The sequence below is a fragment of the Nostoc sp. genome, assembly GCF_036916655.1.
GTDB lineage: Bacteria > Cyanobacteriota > Cyanobacteriia > Cyanobacteriales > Nostocaceae > Nostoc.
Genome location: NZ_JBALFY010000063.1, coordinates 41763 through 59476, shown reverse-complemented (window position 1 = coordinate 59476; position 17714 = coordinate 41763). Strand labels below are relative to the sequence as shown.

At 40.6% G+C, this 17714-nt stretch carries 17 protein-coding genes and 1 tRNA gene; 7 read left to right on the top strand and 11 right to left on the bottom strand.

Features of this window, described 5'->3' with window-relative positions:
* Positions 1–300: 300 nt before the first annotated feature.
* The 5 genes from cobU (at position 301) to V7L31_RS15300 (ending at position 6757) form a co-directional block, all read left to right on the top strand.
* Positions 301–876 carry a bifunctional adenosylcobinamide kinase/adenosylcobinamide-phosphate guanylyltransferase gene (gene cobU, locus V7L31_RS15320; RefSeq protein ID WP_334697011.1) on the top strand — a complete coding sequence of 192 codons (576 nt, stop codon included), beginning with the start codon at positions 301–303 and terminating at the stop codon, positions 874–876.
* Between the two features lie 45 nt (positions 877–921).
* A complete protein-coding gene (locus V7L31_RS15315; RefSeq protein ID WP_334697010.1) occupies positions 922–1341 on the top strand; it encodes a hypothetical protein in 420 nt (139 codons plus the stop codon).
* 327 nt (positions 1342–1668) lie between these two features.
* Complete coding sequence (locus V7L31_RS15310) at positions 1669–2628, top strand: ribonuclease Z (RefSeq protein WP_334697009.1); 960 nt, start codon at positions 1669–1671, stop codon at positions 2626–2628.
* Positions 2629–3195: 567 nt separating this feature from the next.
* On the top strand, positions 3196–5409 hold the full coding sequence (locus V7L31_RS15305) for a GumC family protein (protein ID WP_334697008.1): 2214 nt from the start codon (positions 3196–3198) through the stop codon (positions 5407–5409).
* Between the two features lie 202 nt (positions 5410–5611).
* Complete coding sequence (locus V7L31_RS15300) at positions 5612–6757, top strand: SpoIID/LytB domain-containing protein (protein ID WP_334697007.1); 1146 nt, start codon at positions 5612–5614, stop codon at positions 6755–6757.
* A gap of 119 nt (positions 6758–6876) precedes the next feature.
* On the opposite strand, the gene V7L31_RS15295 is transcribed toward V7L31_RS15300, so the two are convergent.
* Positions 6877–8175, bottom strand: coding sequence for a hypothetical protein (locus tag V7L31_RS15295; protein WP_334697006.1), 1299 nt, complete (start codon positions 8173–8175; stop codon positions 6877–6879).
* Between the two features lie 211 nt (positions 8176–8386).
* Between V7L31_RS15295 and V7L31_RS15290 the strand changes: the two genes are divergently transcribed.
* Complete coding sequence (locus V7L31_RS15290; RefSeq protein ID WP_334697005.1) at positions 8387–8866, top strand: hypothetical protein; 480 nt, start codon at positions 8387–8389, stop codon at positions 8864–8866.
* A gap of 90 nt (positions 8867–8956) precedes the next feature.
* Here the strand turns inward: V7L31_RS15290 and V7L31_RS15285 are convergent.
* Positions 8957–9028 (bottom strand) — tRNA-Gln (locus V7L31_RS15285).
* A gap of 350 nt (positions 9029–9378) precedes the next feature.
* Between V7L31_RS15285 and V7L31_RS15280 the strand changes: the two genes are divergently transcribed.
* Positions 9379–10017, top strand: coding sequence for a histidine phosphatase family protein (locus tag V7L31_RS15280; RefSeq protein ID WP_334697004.1), 639 nt, complete (start codon positions 9379–9381; stop codon positions 10015–10017).
* Positions 10018–10121: 104 nt separating this feature from the next.
* On the opposite strand, the gene V7L31_RS15275 is transcribed toward V7L31_RS15280, so the two are convergent.
* The 9 genes from V7L31_RS15275 to cysE form a co-directional block, all read right to left on the bottom strand.
* Positions 10122–10706, bottom strand: coding sequence for a Uma2 family endonuclease (locus V7L31_RS15275; RefSeq protein ID WP_334697003.1), 585 nt, complete (start codon positions 10704–10706; stop codon positions 10122–10124).
* A 57-nt stretch (positions 10707–10763) separates the two neighbouring features.
* Positions 10764–11906, bottom strand: a complete 1143-nt coding sequence (locus tag V7L31_RS15270) for a PD-(D/E)XK nuclease family protein (RefSeq protein ID WP_334697002.1) — start codon at positions 11904–11906, stop codon at positions 10764–10766.
* 338 nt (positions 11907–12244) lie between these two features.
* Complete coding sequence (locus tag V7L31_RS15265) at positions 12245–12784, bottom strand: (2Fe-2S) ferredoxin domain-containing protein (protein WP_334697001.1); 540 nt, start codon at positions 12782–12784, stop codon at positions 12245–12247.
* Positions 12785–12929: 145 nt separating this feature from the next.
* Positions 12930–13133, bottom strand: coding sequence for a putative nitrogen fixation protein NifT (gene nifT, locus V7L31_RS15260; protein ID WP_181928102.1), 204 nt, complete (start codon positions 13131–13133; stop codon positions 12930–12932).
* Positions 13108–13395 (bottom strand): nitrogen fixation protein NifZ, encoded by a 288-nt coding sequence (locus V7L31_RS15255; protein WP_094327372.1) that lies wholly within the window; start codon positions 13393–13395, stop codon positions 13108–13110. The genes nifT and V7L31_RS15255 overlap by 26 nt, the downstream gene beginning before the upstream one ends.
* Positions 13382–14515, bottom strand: coding sequence for a homocitrate synthase (gene nifV, locus V7L31_RS15250; RefSeq protein WP_334697000.1), 1134 nt, complete (start codon positions 14513–14515; stop codon positions 13382–13384). The genes V7L31_RS15255 and nifV overlap by 14 nt, the downstream gene beginning before the upstream one ends.
* Positions 14516–14886: 371 nt before the next feature.
* Positions 14887–15084 (bottom strand): DUF2949 domain-containing protein, encoded by a 198-nt coding sequence (locus tag V7L31_RS15245; RefSeq protein ID WP_179064190.1) that lies wholly within the window; start codon positions 15082–15084, stop codon positions 14887–14889.
* A 302-nt stretch (positions 15085–15386) separates the two neighbouring features.
* Complete coding sequence (locus V7L31_RS15240; protein ID WP_179064191.1) at positions 15387–15617, bottom strand: Asr1405/Asl0597 family protein; 231 nt, start codon at positions 15615–15617, stop codon at positions 15387–15389.
* A 66-nt stretch (positions 15618–15683) separates the two neighbouring features.
* Positions 15684–16424, bottom strand: coding sequence for a serine O-acetyltransferase (gene cysE, locus V7L31_RS15235; RefSeq protein WP_334696999.1), 741 nt, complete (start codon positions 16422–16424; stop codon positions 15684–15686).
* Positions 16425–17714: the final 1290 nt, after the last annotated feature.

Sequence of the window (17714 nt, the reverse complement as noted above, 5' to 3'; positions counted from 1 at the left end):
GAATACAGAATTCAGAATACTCTACCCATAAAGGGATAGAGTTTGAAGGTGAGAATATTTTAATTTTTTCGCCCCTGGTGGGCGAAAGCGCGTAGCGGGACAAAGTACGGTTTTAACCAATATTCAGACGCGACGCTCGTTCGCCCTTGGCCTCTCCCTTTGGGAGAAGACTCGCTATCGCGGACTCGCTATCACCCACTCGTACAGAATTCATACTGAATTCTGACTCCTGAATTCTGAATTCTTCTTATAAATTAATTGCAACCGTAGATATATTGTTAAAATTCTCAGTAAACAACTTTGGGTAAAATCATCTTAGTAACAGGCCCAGCACGATCTGGTAAAAGTGAATGGGCGGAAACTCTGGCCATGCAGTCAGGAAAAGCTGTTGTTTACGTAGCAACAGCCACCGATAACCCAGACGATCAAGAATGGCATCAACGCATTTTAAAACATCAAAAACGTCGTCCCCAAGACTGGGTAACTTTATCTGTACCTGTGGAACTGTCTACAACTCTCGCCGATGCCAAACCCTATACCTGTCTTTTAGTTGATTCTTTAGGAACTTGGGTTGCTAATCTCCTAGAACAGGACGAATCTAGCTGGGAAAACATTCTTGCAGAGTTATTAGAGACAGTGGAACTGGTTGCTGCTGATATGCTATTTGTAGCAGAAGAGGTGGGTTGGGGTGTGATCCCAGCTTATCCCCTGGGGAGGAAGTTCCGCGATCGCCTTGGTTCTTTAGTGCGCCAGCTAAGTACACTCAGCGAAACTGTTTATTTAGTTACTGGTGGTCATGTTCTCAATCTCAGCATCCTTGGTTCGCCGTTGCCAAATAGAGTTGATGCTGGAACATTCAGAAGTCAAGATTCTTAACCCTTGATTCAAATTAATCCAAAATCTAAAATCTAAAATTATCTTATGGCAACCAAACAAGAAGTTAGAGAATATCTTGCCTACTGGTTTCAGTTGGGTAAGAAAGTGATTACGGGCAACGGTGAGGCAAGCATTTTGCCGCTATCGGTGCTAAATGGCGATCGCTATAGTGAAGAATTTGAAGAGTGCTGGCAAAAAATTATCTCACCCGATTCTGGTGACTGTTACCTAGAAGGTACTCATGAAACCATTGCTGAACTGCTGACACCAGCATGGGATATGCTGCCTTGTGGCCGTTGCAATATGCCAGTAGCCGCGCGAAGCGTCGGTATGCCGCCGTTATCATGTCCTTGCAATGATTTACCTAACTGGCCGAATACTGAATTGCCAGCACCGCGAGAGCCAATTAAGACTCAAGACCAACTCAAAAAAATTCGCGATCGGCTCATAGATAATATTGCATAAGCAGCAAAGAACCAGTTTGTAAATCTAACAACTCTTTTTTAATTATTTGATTATTTTTATTTCCTCTGTAGTGCCCTTGAGTTCCACTACAGAATTTTTGTTTGTCTGTCTGCACTTACTAACTAGGGAAAAAATAACTATTGGTTATTAACTATGCCCAATCCCTAATCCCCAATCCCTAATCCCCAATCCCTAATCCCCAATCCCTAATCCCCAATCCCTAATCCCCAATACCCAATCCCCAAAATCCTAAGTATTTTACTCATTAACCGTGCCACTATAGAAAATAGAGCTGCAAATTGAGCAATAGGAAGACTAAAGAACACTGTGCAGATAACATTCTTAGGGACGAGTTCCGGTGTACCCACGCGATCGCGCAATGTTTCCAGCGTCGCCCTGAGATTACCCCAAAGGGCAGAACTGTGGTTATTCGACTGTGGCGAAGGTACTCAGCATCAAATTATGCGGAGTGAACTGAAAATCAGTCAACTCTCCCGAATTTTTATCACCCACATGCACGGCGACCACATCTTTGGCTTGATGGGACTTCTTGCTACTTGCGGCTTGGCTGGCAATGTGGAACGAATTGATATCTATGGGCCACCTGGATTAAATGATTACATTCAATCCGCCTCACGCTACTCCTACACACACTTTTCTTACCCGATCAAAGTTCACGCCATCCGTCCAGGGGTAATTTATGAAGACGATGACTTCACCGTTAGCTGTGGTAATTTGCATCACCGCATTACAGCTTTTGGCTACCGCGTAGCCGAAAAAGACCGCACAGGACGCTTTGATGTGGAAAAAGCCAAGGAGTTGCAAATTCCTCCTGGTCGGATTTATGGTCAACTCAAGCGCGGTGAAACTGTTACCCTTGCTGACGGACGGGTAATTGATGGCGCTCAATTGTGCGGCCCTACAGAAATTGGTCGAAAGATTGCCTATTGTACAGATACAATTTATTGTGATGGTGCAGTGGAATTAGCTCATGATGCTGATGTATTAATTCACGAAGCAACCTTTGCTCATCAAGATGCAGACATGGCTTTTCAACGATTGCACTCCACAACCACAATGGCAGCGCAAACAGCTTTAGCTGCTGGGGCACATCGGCTGATTATGAGTCATTTTAGCCCCCGCTATGCTCCCGGAAATACCTTGGAGTTGAAGGATCTCCTCAAGGAAGCCCGTGCTATTTTTCCCCGTACTGAGATGGCTTACGATTTTATGATTCATGAAGTACCCAGACGACGGGAAGTAGAGTTAACTAAGGTAGACGTTTAGATTTTAGATTTTAGATTTTAGATTGAAATTTTCTAATCTAAAATCTAGAATTAACCAGGCCTTGTCTTGGAGTTTAGTAGCCAAACTCATAATGTCTAGCAAATAGACAGCAGTTTAGTTTTACTAAAATAAGTCAACTAGTTAACCAACAATTTAGGTTAACTAAGTGTATCAATCATATACAAGTACTATGGTTGAAATATTTCTCTTAATGTGTTCTTTAGATTACAAGTTATCAAAATAACTTTAATATATAGTAATGTTTTAAATTAGATAATTTTCTACTTAAATTTTTATGAAAAATAATTAATTTTTCGTCAAGATTTTTCTTCCTTAAATAAAATATTTATTAAAAATTTATTCTTCCCACACTGATTAAAAGTTTATATGCGTGAATTGATGAACATGAAAGCCCCAGTTGGCATAAGATTGTGCCAAGTGAGCTTGTCGTCGTTGGAAGAAGAATTTAAGTATACTATCGCGGCTATTAGGTGTAAAAAAATCATTTCACATTTTTCATAAATCTTCCAAATAAATATATTGTTTCGATATTAGAGGAGTTTGATAGTGGCTAAGACTAGTCTGAATCCAGAGCAACAGGTTACTACTTCAGCACAAAGCGCATTTGACATCAGACAACTATCTACTATTTTGCTTCGCCGCCGCTTTCTGATCTTGGGCGTTTCCTGTGTAGTTATGTCAGCTGCTAGTCTTTTGGCTATCATTACCAAACCGACTTACCAGAGCAGTATGCAGATATTGGTGAATTCCAATTTATCTGAAGGGGCACAGGCAAATAATATCCCAGTAGAGGAAAATACTCAGATTACTGATTCTAATTCTCAAGTTGTTGATTCCAGTACTCAGATGAAACTTATGCTGAGTTCTAAGTTACTTCAGAAAGCCGTCGATTTACTTCATTCTGATTATCCTAAGATTACCTTACAAGATATAAATGGTCAAAAAGAACATAACAAAAAACCACCTCTAGAAGTAACTCCAGAAGAGGGAGGTATAGCAGCGAATAAAGTTTTTCATCAAGTATTTAAAGTTTCTTTCAATGATAACGATCCAGTCAAAGCACAAAGAGTACTTCAAGCTCTACAAAAAGTATATCAAGACTATAACAAACAACAACAAAAAGAGCGTCTAAATCAGGGATTAGCTTTTGTAAATGCTCGCCTGCCTGAGGTAAAAAAAGAGGTGGGTAAAGCTGATAAAAATTTAGAACAGTTTCGCAAGAAACATCAATTAGTTGATCCTGAAATCCAAAGTAAAATACTGCTAGAGTCTCTAGCTGATATTCAACAACAGCTACAAACCACTCGTGCCAACCTTCAAGATGTAAATGCTCGCTACGATAATCTAGAGCAACAAATAGCATCTTCATCCCAGCAAAATACACTAATTTCTTCTCGTTTAAATCAGTCAAGCCGTTACCAAACACTATTGAGTGAAATTCAAAAGACTGAGTTAACTTTAGCTAAAGAGAGGCTCCGCTATACAGACGATTATCCATCTGTACAAAAACTAAAGCAGCAACGGCAAAGTCAACTCTTGCTATTACGAGAAGAAGTGAAAGCTATTACTACTAGCAGTAAGGGAGAACCGTTCTTAAAAGGGCAAATTTTAGGGGTTGATCCAAGGCTAGTAGATGAGTTTATGCTGGTACAGACAACTGTTTTAGGGCTAACTGCCAATGAAAAGAATTTAGCCGAGTCAGAACAGCGACTTCGATCTGAGGTAAATAAATATCCAAGCATAATAGCAGAGTATAACCGTCTGCTACCAAAGGTACAAAGTAGTCACAAAACCCTTGAACAACTGCTGCAAGCACAACAGTCTTTGGGACTTAAAATTGCTCAGGAAGGATATAACTGGCAAGTTTTAGCAGAACCTTCTCCGGGTACTTATATGGGGAATGGCAGATTATTTCTTTTGGTTGGGGGAGCAGTAATTGGCCCAATTTTAGGTATCTTAGCAGCCCTAATTTTGGAAAAGTTTAATGACGCTATTTATTGTGCGGGAGATTTAAAGAAACTGACGAATCTACGTGTATTGGGGTCAGTACCAAAGCTACCATCTTATGGTGTCAAAAAGCGGCGGCTGGGACTATCTTGGAATGGGCGGCGAAGTTCAGAGTCTTCTGCAATAGAAGCTACTACTAAATTGCCCGTCCATGAAACTTTGGACATGATCTACCAAAATATTCAAATATTAAAATATCCCTTACCTTTCAAGTCGCTGATGTTTACTTCAGCATTACCAGGGGAAGGGAAGACAACCTTAGTCTTAGGGCTTGTGGCTAGCGCTATACGGATGCATCGACGGGTATTAGTTATTGATGCTAATTTGCAGAATCCTAGCTTGCACAAAATCTTGGAAATATCTAATGACTGGGGATTATCTCTGTTATTAGTTGATGAGACAACTACAGATTTTCAAGATTATATTCAGCCCATTCACCCCTCGATTGATATTTTGACTGCTGGGCCGGAACCAGAAGACACGGTAAAATTGCTCAGTTCTCAACGGATGAAAGAATTAATAGAGTTATTTGAGCAAAATTATGACTTAGTACTGATAGATGCTCCACCTATTTTAGGGACGGTTGATGCCAGAATTGTGGCATCTTTTTGCAATGGGATTGTGATGGTAGAGCGCATGGGTAAAGTGACTCGAACTGAACTGACTCAAGCTACAGAAATTTTGAGTAAGTTGAATTTAATTGGAATTATTGCTAATGAAGTGAGCAATTCTCAAAAGGTATTGGCATCGTAGATTGGTAGGGGCATTGGAAAGAGGTATAGAAGAACTATTCTTTTCTTGCCTTCTTCACCTGATTTCTACCTTATAGCTTCAAGCAAAATGCATAATTAGTAGGAGGTGGCAACTTCCGGCGTTGGAAAAGTGTCCCATCTTAAAGTGGTAGACACCATAATCCAGAGCGTTAATTAGATACTAGTGTGATTAGATGATCGGTATGAAATTCCAACTTTACTTAGGCTCTTTATTTTCCCAGATTAAAGTACGTCATTGGTGGGTAAGTATCCTTTTGTGGATAGCTTTGGTTGCCCCAGCCCAAGCGTCTGTAATCTTGCGCGTGGCAATTGAAAGGGGCGTTAATCAGGTAAAAGTGGGCAGTTCCACTACTGGGATCGTCAAGGATAGTACTGGCCGGACTCTGGGACAGTTGCCAGCGATGAGTGCATATTATGCCCAAGCCGTTCCTGGCGGAGTGGCTTTAGATAAGTGGCAGTCTGGTTTATTTTGGATTGAGCCAACTGGTAAAGGATTTGTTTATATTGGCGATCGCTGGTATCGTGGCAGAACTCTAGTTGTACCCACAGAAAAAGGCTTAACGGCTGTTAATTGGGTTGATGACCAAGAATATCTCTACAGCGTTCTCGGTGGCGAAATGGATGCTAGCTGGCCCCAAGAGGCGCTGAAAGCCCAGGCGATCGCAGCCCGTACCTATGCCCTCTACGAACGAGAAAAACAACGAAATAATCCCGTTTACGATTTAGGCAATACTCCCGATCGCTGGCAAATTTATAAAGGTGTCATCAGTGAATCTCCTGCTACTTACGCCGCAGTAGATTCCACACTAGGGCAGGTACTAACTTACAAAAACCGGATTATTCTCTCAGTTTTCCACGCTTGTTCTGGGGGACACACCGAAAACGTGGAAGATGTTTGGGGAAGTAAGGAGCCTTATCTACGTGCTGTTGAAGACTACGATCAAAATATCCGCGAGTGTAATTGGGTGAAAACCTTCTCACCTAGTGAAATTAGCGCTAAATTTCCTGAGGTAGGTAGTGTGACAGCGATGATTCCAGAGACATTCTCACCTTTTCGCAGTGTTAAAGTTTTAAAAATTGTCGGTAACAAGGGCACAAAGGTGCTACAGGGCGAAGAAGTGCGAACAGCCCTCAAGTTAAAAAGTACCAAATTTAGCGTCACTAAGGGGGCCGACGGTAGTTTTGTACTACAAGGGCTTGGCTACGGTCATGCTTTAGGTATGAGTCAATGGGGCGCATATAATCTGGCTCGGCAAGGAGTGAACCACCTGCAAATTTTGGGACATTATTATCAAGGTGTAGCCCTGACGCCAATTCAGGCGAAGTAATCAGGGATTGGGCATTGGGCATGGGACACAAGGGGCAGAGGGGCAGAGGGGCAGAGGGGAAAGACTTACTGCTACTTCTCCCCTGCTCCCCTGCTCCCCTGCTCCCTATTCCCCACTCCCTATTCCCCACTCCCTCTTTCCAAGCGTTTCTGCCATTCAGCATCAGTTTTTGCAGAACGCTCAACTTCTTGGTCTAGTAAATCAGTTTCGCTAGAATACACTAAATCTTCGTTGCCGATGACTTTTTCTGCTGCAAATTGTTGGGCATAGTTGATTTTTTGTTGCAAAGGTGCATCAGGACTTGTTAATAAGCTTGCTCTAGAAAGGCGATCGCGGTTGCGATCGCCTATTTTGCGATTACGCCACCCAATCCAGAAATAACGCAATAACGGTATGCCTAAAAAACCTGCTCCGTAAGCCAATAGCAGCCAATAAATTCCTTGCACAAAAGCTACCAGTCCACCTAATTGGGCGGCAACAATGCCACCTTTCAACAAATTTCCCAGTACTAAAGCACCAACAAAATTTAGTACACCCAATCCAGCACTTAGCATAATTTGCCCAGAACTTGCGGCACTAAAACGCCAGGGAAATTCCTCTAAGTGATCTGATATTGCATAACGGCGCTTTTTAACTGCACTCACCTGCAACTCTGGAAAGTAATAAACAATTTGCCCTTCTGGACTTACGCCCGGTTGCCCATTAAATCGCGTTAGAACGGGCAGCATAAAATCTTCGTATTCTCTTGTATATCCCTCGCCAATATCATCTAAATATGGGGTAATTTGTTCTGCTACCACTGCACCACGATTAATCCGAATCACCGTAGCAATTTCTTGCCAGCGACGTTCTTCTAAGTTGGCATTAGGATTACCATCGCCAAACAAAAACGAAAATACAGCTTCAAAGAAATTTAGATTGCTTTCTTCTCGGCTTTCACGTCGCCGTTCCTGGTAGTGGGTGTCATAATTTGGGCTAAGATACCAAAATAAATTTGGAAAATAGAAAAATCCCCCACCACCAGAATTACTGCCTCGATTGTCGCCGTTACGGTCTGAATTAGCAGCAGTAATGATAATGAAGATGGTGATAGTTATCAGGGCGATGGAAACAGTTAAGAAAATTCCAAAAGAAATGCGAATCAGGTAAAACAGAACACTCCAGACCTTTTTCCACCATTCTTGCAATCGTAGTCGGAAGTATTTATTACGTAAAATTGCTCGAAAATTTCGTGGAAAAAGGTAAACTATATCGCCTGAATCCGCTACCTGTAAATGTCCGCCAGCATCAGATGCCAGGGCTAACAAGCTTTGATTAGCTTCAGCGACGTTCAATCCTGCCTGAGTTGCCACATCACCAACGGTGACACGGTAGCCCAGTTGTTCCACAGCCTGCATGATGGTGGGACTGGGAGCCATTGCTCTCCTCTCCTATTGAAAATATTCCCTTTTCTTAAGTATAAAGTTTTATTTTGAGGGACTTGGTAAAGGTAAAAATAAAGAAGGAAATCATATTTCCATATATTTGGCAAACCGATACTAAAGTTGATGAGCCAGCAAATAACCTGAGACGCATCATGTTATAATTGTTTGCCTCAGCTTGGTTAACCAGCAAACTTTCTGCTCAAATATGGTTCAATATACTCTCGTGCAAAGCCCAGAAATTATCCTTACTGTTTCTGGAAAAGATTCAGCCAAAGCCCGTGATAAAGCAATGGATCAACTGATGGAACTGATGGATGCAGGTAAGCTACCCACAGAACTGGAAGAAGGATTTGGCCCTCAACAATTGATTGAGGTTAAGGAGTCAACTATTGATACTGCTAGTGGTGAGGATACCATTACACAAGCTGTCCAGGTTTTGAGTAACCTAGCTACGCTCAAGTTGAAAGTTCAGGAGTCACGATCGGAAGCGTTGGAAATTCGCAAAGCTGTTGATATTCTGTTCAGCGATGATTTAGTGACTGAAGAGGAAATTACTCGACTCAAGGAAGGTTTTAAAGTTCTCAAAAATTTTGCTCAAGCTAATGTGCGTTACCAGGAAGCACGGTCTAAAGCGGAAGTAGCTCGGCAGACTCTAGATCAAGCTCTCAAATCTCCTGACAAATAACTTTTACAGAACTAGATGCCTTGAGACTTATCTTAAAAATTCAATTAAATACTCTAAAAGACAAGCTGTAAAGCCTGTCTTTTAGAATTACTGGGGCGCTAGGATTCGAACCTAGGGATGGCGGGACCAAAACCCGCTGCCTTACCACTTGGCTACGCCCCAACAACATTACTCTAGTTAATATAGCAGTAACTCCTGGGTTAATGTCAAGTACTTTAACAATTGATTTCAGATAATGGGTTTTGATGGCAGGATATTGACTGGTCAGAATGCTTACACATCACGCTGTTTCATCAATTTGGTTGAACGATTGAATTTTCTATTGGCTCACCTGCTACGCCCCTTGATTGGATGAGATACCGTCTCTAAATAAATGTCGAGAGAGCAAAGTCAGGCGATCTGAAGATGATTCCAAATATCGTGAAATTGTAGTAACATAGCACGGGCATTAACTATCTTCAGCTACATCTGATTGTTAGCGCCGTTAAATTTACCATTGATGAGAATATACCGTGAGCCTAACTCTTTATTTCCTCCGTCACGGACAGACCGAATGCAGTCGCAATAATTCCTTTTGCGGTTCCATAGACTCAGAACTTACCCCAGAAGGCTTGGAGATGGCAAAGGCTTTTGCATCTGCATATAGTTCTATGGATTGGACGGCAATATTTTGTAGTCCAATGCGGCGAACTGTATTGACAGCAAAACCCTTATCTGAAGCAATCGGGATTGAGCCACAACTTAGGGATGGTTTGAAGGAAATTAACTATGGCAAGTGGGAAGGAAAAACCCCAGAAGTAATTAGCCGTGAATATCACGATGATTATATTCGCTGGTCAGCAGATCCGGCTTGGAATGGGCCAACTGGTGGAGAAATGGGTGTGACAATTGCTTCTCGCGCCATACAGGTAATTGAAGAAATCAAGCGTCTTTACAGCAGTGGCAATGTGTTAGTGGTTTCTCACAAGGCAACTATCAGAATTATTTTGTCTAGTTTACTAGGGATTGATGTGGGACGCTTCCGTTTTCGTTTGGGATGCCCTGTTGCTTCGGTCAGTATTGTAGAATTTACCTCACATGGGCCGCTGTTAAAGGTTTTGGCAGAGCGTAGTCATTTAGATGAGCGTTTGCGAAATTTGCCGGGGACATGAAGGGAGTTAGGAGTTATTATTTTTCCCTTACTCCCTCTCACTTGCTAGCTCAGTATATTTACAGGAAATATTTATTCTAATTTTCAAAATATATAACACGCTAATTATAGCGATCGCTCTGGAAATACTTTAGATAAATCCAGAACTAAATCAGGAAAATATGGCAAATTAACTGACTCATTAGGCAAAAAAATCAACTTACGTCGATAACCAAATTTACCTTGTAAATCTTTATAAGGTTCGCTGTAAGATTCTAGGTAGTTATCTACTAAATTAAATATCCAATAGTCGGAAATACTAGCTTCTGCATAAACAGATAATTTTATATCTTGGTCATATTTCAAAGTGGAATTAGAAATTTCAATTACCAACAATACATCAGATGGGCTTGGATGAGCTTCTAAATAGTCATCAGGACGATTTCGCACAATGACTAGATCGGGTTTTGGTTCGCTATCATCAGGTATAATAATTGGTTCTTGTCCTCGAAGAATCGCCTCTTCTAGAACCAGCTTGAACAACTCCCGATATAAGCGGGTGCTACAAACAGAGTGCGGTGTACCTTTTGCTGCCATCTGGATTATTTCACCCTTAATTAGCTCAACTCGGTCATTCTCCTCAAAGAAGCCGAGTTCAGTTAGACGGTGATATTCAGCTATAGTAAAGCGTTTAGCAGTGGTAAGGCTCATAACAACTACGAGAATGCTGAGTTATTTTTATCTTAATATAGCTGTAGCTGATTAAGGTTATGCGATGGAGGATGGTGAGGTGTCTAGGTCTTCTTTATCAGCTTCTATACTTACACCCTTCCAAGGAAAATCAAAATATTGTTCTTGAACCGTTTTTAATTCTTTTATTGACTCTTGGAAAAATAATTTAATAGCAGATAACTGGTCTTTTTCAGATAAAAACTCTTGTAGGCTTTTTTGATAAAAAATAGCTGACCATGCTGGCAAAATTGTTAAATTAACAGGAGTCCATATATTAGGCTTACCGTTAATGACTTTCTGCATTGATTCAATAATTTTTGGGCGTTGTGCAAACTTATGAGAAACCTGCAAAAATATACCTAAATATGGATAATCAGTTAAATTACTTGGATTTAAACCGAAGTATCCAACACCACAACATAAGTCCCATTTTAAGGGAGAAAGGTGAGTGTAGATAATGTATCTCTCGTCCCATTTCCATTGAGTCCTACTTGCTGCACCGTTGATAACACCTCCAAAAGCTAGCTTGAATTCCTGCTGTACTTCATCATTGAGAGTTGATTCCATGAGATTGAGAGTTTTGTTGTAATTCACCATTGTCAATAAGTCAACTGATGAAAATTGATTAGTGTGAGACATTCCATTTTTCCTCATGAAAATTAATATTTCTTGGGCTAAGATATCAGTCGCGTGTTGTTGTAAGCGAGCATAAAATTGATGCCACCTCAATTGATGAAAACTTACTTTTGGCTCTAAATTAAATGCTGGAGTTTTGATTTCTTCTTTTGGGTCATAATCACGGGTGATGTAAATTAAAATTCGATGTCTGACATTTGGTAAATTACTCAAAATCTCAGCATATTTTTTTAAAGCATTATTTCCATCCTTCGTGCCAATTTTTGATTCAATAAATATTACATCTGTGCTTAAACCATTTGATAATTCAACCACAATATCAAATCTACTATCATCATGATGGCTCGGTAGTGCTTGATGTTTTTGTTGAGTTGAAATCTTGATGCTGGAATAATTATCATCACTAATGATTGAGTGATGTTTTAGCCAATCAAGCAAAATATCATTATTGAGGGATAAAAAATAAGCAACAATCTCGGTAAAAAAATCTTCACGCGGTTTGTTTCCTGAATGTAGATTGAGTAAATTGCTAAACAAAGACATTAATTTTTAGCTATTTCAAATATTTGCGGAAAATTTATACACAATAACTAGGGTGAGCATCTCAACATTTACAAATATACCCGGCGATTAGAAATCACGGCTACACAAACAAAGTCCGCCTACGCGGACTCTAAGAATTTGAAACCTACGGAGGTGGGTTTTGTCTGTATAGCCGTGAATTCCATTCGCCAGGAACCTAGCGTTGCAGTAGTTATAACTTAGCCGATCGCAGTTTGACAAGAGTGCTACACAGATGATACTTACAACAAATAGAGGTAAAATTTTACCTCTACAAAGTTATGTATTATTTTAAGAATAGCTAGATAAGCTTGGTATTCTTAGGTTAAATGACTTTCTAGCAAAGATGCGATCGCTTCAGGATGAATATTCTTGTATTTCTTTTTACCGAGGTGTAAAACACAGTTGGGAGCGCTACCACAGCATTTTTGGCAACTGGTATGTTCTATGGTAACTTTGTCTAACAAACCGCGATCGCACAAAGTTTTTTCTAATTCTGATAATAACCCTTTACCACCACGTTTCAGGCAACCGCCCTTTTGACATACCATAATCCTCGCTTTGGTTTGAGGTGGTAAATCTTGCTTTGGACACGCATCAATTGGTGTCACCCGATAGGCTTTAATTTTTATTTTACTTGTGCGTGAGTCTATCTCACTATGACCACAAATGCGAAGTTGCTGACCAGGAACTAAGGATGAACTTAGTAAACGACGCAACTCTTTAGGCAGTTTAATTTCCACATCTCCAGATGGAACTGCTAATTGCAAGTATTTATATTTTCCTGGTTCACCACCAACAAAACCTAGTAACTGTCCCTCAAGGTTCAATTCTGATAACGTCAAATATTTGTTACCCATGATTGATAAAAAGTTATTGGGAATTGGGGATTGGGAATTGGGGATTGGGTATTGGGTATTGGGTATTGGGTATTGAGAAAATATTCCTAAATATTTATTTCCTAGTCCCTAGTCCCTATTTCCTAGTCCCCAGTCCCCAGTCATTTTAAGCGAGGCGTTTAGCTTCTACTGTTTGAGGTAAATTTGCTGTGTCTGGCAAATCACGAAATTCTAATTCCCAACCATTTGCTAGGGTGAGAATTTTGCCATCACTTCCATCGGTTTGTTTGACGACTTCTTCTTCCAGGTCTTTTTTAGCAACGTAAACTACTAAAGTACCGGCGTCATTCATGCGTAGCATTACTTTCATGAGATTCCTCAACAGATTCTAGTTCTTTTTTCATACAGCCGACGACGAACCCTGTTTCTAAGAAATGCACAGCATAGATATAGGAAGTCTGCAAATATGTGCCTATACTCGCTATGTAACCGATGTCTCCCTTGTTGACTAAAACTTGGCCGACTTCCTTACCAGGAAAGGTACCATCGTTTTTTAGCAGTTTCCGAACTCTGACTTTTTCACCAATTTCAAAAGCAGGTGGCAAGTTTAGTTCTAATTCATCGCGTTGCATGAGAGTACCTCTGTTCTCTGACCAAATTCAACAGTTCTTCTGTCGTCAAACTGCGTTTTTTCTGTACCGATTGATGGCGTACTGCGTCTAAAACAGATTGGGTTTCTTGGGAATTCAAGAAAATTCCATGCTGTTCTAGCAAGTTAGCAACTAAATGCCGTCCAGAATGTTTACCTACTACTAAACGCCGTTCCCAACCGACTTCTTCGGGTGCAAATGGTTCGTAGGTGATGGGATTTTGCAATACCCCGTGAGCATGGATGCCAGATTCGTGAGCAAAGGTGTTTTCGCCAACGATCGCTTTCCAAGGTGGTACATCGGCTCCTGATGCGGCTGCAACTAGCTGAGACAGTTCCAGCAAACTGGGTGTGTCAATGCCCAAATCAACGCCATAGATGCGTTTGATTGCCATGACAACTTCTTCTAATGCTGCATTTCCCGCCCTTTCACCCAATCCGTTGACTGTGGTATTCACTGATGATGCTCCGGCTTTGATACCCGCAAGAGCGTTGGCAGTTGCTAGACCAAAATCATTATGCGTGTGGATTTCTAGGGGAATCGTCAACGCTGAAACCAGCCTTTGGACTTTGGTGTAGGTGCTGAAGGGGTCGAGAACTCCTACGGTATCGCAGAAACGGAAACGGGATGCACCCCATTCTTGAGCATAAAGTGCTACATCTAAGAGGAAGTTTTCATCAGCCCTGGAAGAATCTTCTCCGCCGACTGCTACCCAAAGACCTTGATCGAGGGCGAAGCTAATTGAGTCTTTAAGTTTTTGCAAACTTACTCGCCACTGACCATGAAATTTAGTGGCAATGTGGATACCAGAGACGGGAATAGCAATATGCACCCGATTCAGACCGCAGGCGATGGAAGCCTTGATATCTGAGATGACAGCACGGTTCCAGCCCAAGAGTTTTGCTTGTAAACCTAAGTTAGAAATTGCGGCGATCGCACGTGTTTCTTCGTCACCCATTGCCGGTATCCCGACTTCTAATTCTGGAATACCAATGGCATCGAGAAATTTAGCGATCGCTACTTTTTCTTCTAGGGTAAAAGCAACACCTGCTGCTTGTTCACCATCACGTAGTGTAGTGTCATTAATTATGATTTGATTCATTGCAAATATCCCTCTCTTGGAAGTATTCTTAATATCCTTTCTCTCTACAATCCCTAGTGATGGTAAATGCTAAAAATATCACAATTCATAATGTAGGATACATGATCCTTAATTATTGCCCGATTATTAGCATCACATCTGTATGACAGAGAACTAAATCAATGTATAATTTACTAATCGTTTTTACCGATGTCAGTTGAAATATCTTTGAGTAGCAATGAGCTAATATAGCTATTAGCAAATCCTGAACAAAGTAATACACAGAATCCAGCAATTAAGGATGTAATCATTTTCGTGACCTCGGTTTTTGTAGTGCATTTTGGTGTAATTTAGGCAGGTAATGGTACTCAAAGCTAAAGGGTGCAAATTAGCTAACTGTGGTCTGCTAGCCAATCAAAAATCTTTCCTAGCTGCTCCAAGTCAACTAAACCATACTGCCAGAGGAGCATCGGTAGTGGGCCATTTTCTAATTCACGGTGTCGCAGAGCTACAGCAATATCAGCATTTGAAAGTTCAAGTTCATTGTGCAAAAAATTGAGGAGTTTTATATCTCTGTTGCGAGTCGCCATAATTGAACTTTCAATTTCTTAATTGGGGAAAAACTTAAAAATCAGAAATTCCAATTTTTATTTAGGAATTTCATCTTTTTAATTGTTGCTATATGTCAGGGGAATTTCAGATTTAACAGATTCAATAAAATATCAAACCCATTTGTTCCATTTCAGTCTGCAACAAATTCTGCTAGCGTACAGTAGCTTCAAACTCTAAACCTATTTGAGCTTTGTGCATCTATGAACAAAAAGGATAAAGTGCAGTCTTTACGTCATGAATTCAAGATTAATAGTCTCTGAATTAGGTCTGACGAAAAAACTCAAGATTCATTACTGTAATGCCAGCAACGCTCTAGCCACTCTAATAATTCGTGACGAGAAGCAAGAAATTGCATAACTATACTGCGAATCAAAATGACTTCGAGCAAATTGTTCACTTGCACTCGCAAAGAACCATCGGGGGGACAAGAGCAATTAATTTTTAACTCTTGCAATCGGTGATAGATTCGCCAGCGATCGCTCAAAGGAATCTGCAAAACGTGATTTGTCATTTGTCATGTGTCCTTTGTCCTTTGTCAGTTGTCCTTTGTCATTTGCTAATGACTAATGACCAATGACTAATGACTCTTAACGGTTAAAGTTTGCAGTTGTTTTTCGAGTTCTTCAATGCGCGAGAGCAAAGAACGAATCACGTCTGCTTCCACATCGGGTAGCTTGCCATGTTCTAAAGGAGAAAGGCTGGCGCTTTCGTTGCGAGAAATAATTCGACCGGGAATTCCCACAACAGTGCGATCGCTAGGGACATTCTGCAAGACAACGGAACCTGCACCAATACGGACGCGATCGCCAATTTGGAGATTACCTAAAACTTTCGCACCCGCCCCAATCACGGCATTTTTGCCCACTGTGGGATGACGCTTACCAGTTTCTTTACCAGTTCCGCCAAGAGTGACGCCCTGATAAATCAGTGTATAGTCGCCGACGATCGCAGTTTCGCCAATCACAACCCCCATTCCGTGGTCGATGAACACGCCCTGACCAATCTCTGCACCTGGATGAATTTCAATTCCCGTCAAAAATCGCCCCAAATGAGAAATTAAGCGGGGGATAAAACTCACTCCTCGACCATGTAACCAGTGAGCAAGACGATGCAAACATAGTGCGTGCAATCCAGGATAGCAAAATACCACTTCTAGCCAATTACGTGCTGCTGGGTCGCGCTCAAAAATAATGCGAAAATCACTCAATAATGGCTCAAAGAAAACACCAGAGAGTAAATTTTTCAACATGGATGTATGGGCGGAATCCTGCGTTTTGGTTGTCTGGCGGTCGCTAATACTGTCTAAAGACTGTTGCATCGGTAATGTTTATCTGGTAAAAGAGCCATCTGCTATTTTTATGCTTATATCAGGTGACATCCAACTCGATACAAAACCTAATGCTGATTGGATTTATTGGATTGATTAAGGTTGTACTCAAACGCCAAAACCCCTACCGCAGATAAATCTAAAATTTGTCTGGGGATAGGGGTGCTAGTATTTAACGATGGGGGTACTAGTATTTTTGGGGCAGGGGTTAAGAATTTCTGTACTCGCTACAAGAAACTTTACCTATAAGCTTTTGCAAACATTTCATCAAGATATTTTGCAATATATTAAGCTGTACTCAGATGCACTCAAACATAAGTTAAATGAGGCTATAAATCAATATTCTGTATCTCCTATTACTATTATTATCTTATTATTTGGATAGGCGAAAGACAGTTTTCTTTATTTTCTCTTATGATTTGCTGTCTGTATGTATATATACGTTTCAAAATATAGTTATCGCTCATAGTGACTACTTTATTATATAGACGTGTGGAAGTTGCGATCGTAAAAATTGAGCATTTAAATTTTTGAGACGGATTCATCCAGTTCAAAGACTCATTAACAGACTTCAAAGGTGGATAAACAAAATAGGGGTGTACATTTGTCCATTGGTGTCAACTTAAGCTGGAAATAGCTTATCTGTTGGCTTCCATGCCCGCCCGGAAATGAATTTTCGGGCTAATATGCTTAAGTCTACTGAAGTAGACTGGAGATTTTTGGCAATATTTAGTCATCTTCAGATGACTTTAGCGATGAGGCGGGAATTTCAATTCCCGGCGGACAAGCGGTTTCACGTTAAGTTGACACCAATGTACATTTGTACGCCCCTACAGTCAATTTATTTATAGCGATTCTGTGTTGAGTCTAAATAAAGACTTAACCCCCAACTCATTCTCTGACATCGCTATATTGCAAAGATTTTTCAAAATGACATGGCGTTTCTCATTCAAGTTTCTGTAGCACGGCTTTGATTTCTTGAATATCTTGTGCGGAAAGAGAGCCTGTGATGTTTTGATAGTACATTGTATATTTACTTGAGTAACTCTGATTGTGAAGTAGCAATAGTTGCTAACCATAGACTTCCCATTGCTAAAAGAAATTGCACACTTTTTTGTAATTTTTAGTTTATCGAGGTGTGCGATCGCAGCGTAATACACTGAAAATACTTGGTAGCTAAAAGTGAGATGTACAACAAGCTGCATATAGACGTATTTGTTTGTAATTTTGAGTATAGTAGCTGGGAATACCACTAAACTTAACTTAGATTTAAACCCTCGA